Annotated in this window: 4 protein-coding genes; 3 read left to right on the plus strand and 1 reads right to left on the minus strand. The window is 59.6% G+C overall.

Annotated features, from left to right (window positions below; all coding sequences use genetic code 11):
- The 3 genes from H7698_RS31105 to H7698_RS31115 all read left to right on the plus strand — a co-directional run.
- The coding region (locus H7698_RS31105; protein WP_194693901.1) for a DUF932 domain-containing protein at positions 1–328 on the plus strand (328 nt) is incomplete at its 5' end.
- A 54-nt stretch (positions 329–382) separates the two neighbouring features.
- Positions 383–841, plus strand: coding sequence for a hypothetical protein (locus tag H7698_RS31110; RefSeq protein ID WP_194693902.1), 459 nt, complete (start codon positions 383–385; stop codon positions 839–841).
- A 52-nt stretch (positions 842–893) separates the two neighbouring features.
- Positions 894–1196 carry a TrfB-related DNA-binding protein gene (locus tag H7698_RS31115; RefSeq protein ID WP_016715865.1) on the plus strand — a complete coding sequence of 101 codons (303 nt, stop codon included), beginning with the start codon at positions 894–896 and terminating at the stop codon, positions 1194–1196.
- 48 nt (positions 1197–1244) lie between these two features.
- On the opposite strand, the gene H7698_RS31120 is transcribed toward H7698_RS31115, so the two are convergent.
- The coding region (locus H7698_RS31120) for a helix-turn-helix domain-containing transcriptional regulator (RefSeq protein ID WP_442966350.1) at positions 1245–1363 on the minus strand (119 nt) is incomplete at its 5' end.

The raw sequence follows: 1363 nt of genomic DNA on the forward strand, positions 1-1363 counted from the left end.
CTGCATGAAACAGATTCAACTGCGCCCGGAAGAGCAAGAAGCCTTCGCCATGGCCGCACTGGCCTACCGTTACGACCCATCCGAAGGCCCGGCGCCTGTCACCCCTTCGCAGTTGCTGCGCGCACGCCGCAGCGAGGACAGGAGCAGCGACCTCTGGACGACCTTCAACCGCGTACAAGAAAACACCATCAAGGGCGGCTTGAGTGGCCGCAACAAGCAAGGACGCCGGACAACTACCCGCGCCGTGAATGGCATTGACCAGGACGTGAAATTGAATCGCGCCCTGTGGGTTCTGGCACAGGCTCTGCGCACTCAGCAGGCCGCATAACCAACCAGCCGGGCGCCAAGTGCGCCCGGTTTCATGTGGTAGGGAGATACAGCCATGTCCAAAGTTTTCTATGTACCGGGCCAACCTTCGATCATTGACTATGCCCGCGAGATCGGCCCGAACCAGTGGGCAACCCGCTGCAGAATGCTGATGCTGGCCGAGTTGCATATCTGCCATCCCGGCGCTGTTCTTGGCGATGAAGAATCGTTCTTGCTGGCCCAGGAAGCCGCGCTAGGAACGCAGCCCCAGGAGATCAGCGAAGCCCGCTATGAGTACGCGCTAACCCGCCTGCAGGTGCTGGACTTCGCCGCTGTCGGCAAAGACTTTTCGTTCAAGCTGGAAAAATTCGAGGTCGGGAACCTCACGCGCATTTATGCGCGTTGCAATGACCGGTATTGGACGTTTGTGGGCCTGGCCACCCTCACGCATCAAATGATTGTCCAGCGCGTCACCCTGAGCGCTGCAGGAGCCGGGCCGGAAGTTAGACAGGCTTACGCAACCCACTCACACTAGAAGCTAAAAGCGCCTGGTAGATCACCGGGCGCTTCACCCATGGAGAATATGAATGCAGCCAAAGTACACCGCCGATCAATGGGAAAAAGTATCCCCTGCCTTTCGCGGGTTGGCTGTCGGTACTGTCGAGATGGCCAAGGCCGTGTTGGTCGATGGCCAGCGCCCTGCAGATCTGGCGAGACAGGCCGACGTGTCGCGGCAGTTGGTCTATGCCGCCGTGAAGCGGGTTCGCAACATCCTAGAGGAACACGAGGCGCAAGAACTGGTGCCGGTCATGGTCTGGTTGCCGCCTGAGTTAGCCGAGCAGGTCAAGCAGATGGCCGCGCCATATGCTCAACCTGGAGGCAAGAAGTAAAGAGCGACGGCGTCGAGTGACGTTGCCGCCTTTCTCGCGTGCGAGAAATCAGGGGTGGACGTGTTGCCGTGTGGTCAGATCCAGGCCAACGGCGCGCATCACTGCGAGCATGGTTTTCAACGTAGGGTTGCCCTTGTCGCTGAACGAGCGGTAAAGCTGTTCGCGGG

This window comes from Pseudomonas sp. p50(2008) (assembly GCF_015351605.1).
Classification (GTDB): Bacteria; Pseudomonadota; Gammaproteobacteria; order Pseudomonadales; family Pseudomonadaceae; genus Aquipseudomonas.